The sequence below is a fragment of the Pseudomonas reactans genome, assembly GCF_013387025.1.
GTDB lineage: Bacteria > Pseudomonadota > Gammaproteobacteria > Pseudomonadales > Pseudomonadaceae > Aquipseudomonas > Aquipseudomonas reactans.
The window spans coordinates 1-406 of sequence record NZ_JACAQP010000190.1 but is presented as its reverse complement, the minus strand read 5'-3'; the positions used below and the strand labels follow the sequence as shown (position 1 = coordinate 406).

Below are 406 nucleotides of genomic sequence, written 5' to 3'. Positions count from 1 at the left end.
GAATTGATCGTGATTTTGAACCTGTTCTTTCCATGACCCCTCTTAATTGAGACAGGAGATCAAAGACTTGAAATAGGAGTCACTTCGGTTCCCTCATACATATAGGGATCATGTCATAAAAAAATATTCTTTTTTTTTTCAACTCATTTATATTTAATCCATTTTTCTGGCTTGGATTTTTCTGGCTTGGCTAGGCGGGATAGCCGAGCCACTTCCCTTTCTTTATGATAATGAAACTATCCGGTCAAAACCAATCCAATAAAGAAACAAATCTATTTAACAAGCAAAAAAGGAGAGAGAGGGATTCGAACCCTCGATAGTAAACTATACCGGTTTTCAAGACCGGGGCTTTCAACCACTCAGCCATCTCTCCGAAAGACAATTTTATTTTATTCCTCCGAATAGA

At 37.7% G+C, this 406-nt stretch carries 1 tRNA gene; it reads right to left on the bottom strand.

What is annotated here, in order from left to right:
• Nucleotides 1–290 precede the first annotated feature (290 nt).
• A tRNA-Ser gene (locus HX793_RS32345) sits at nt 291–373 on the bottom strand.
• Nucleotides 374–406 lie beyond the last annotated feature (33 nt).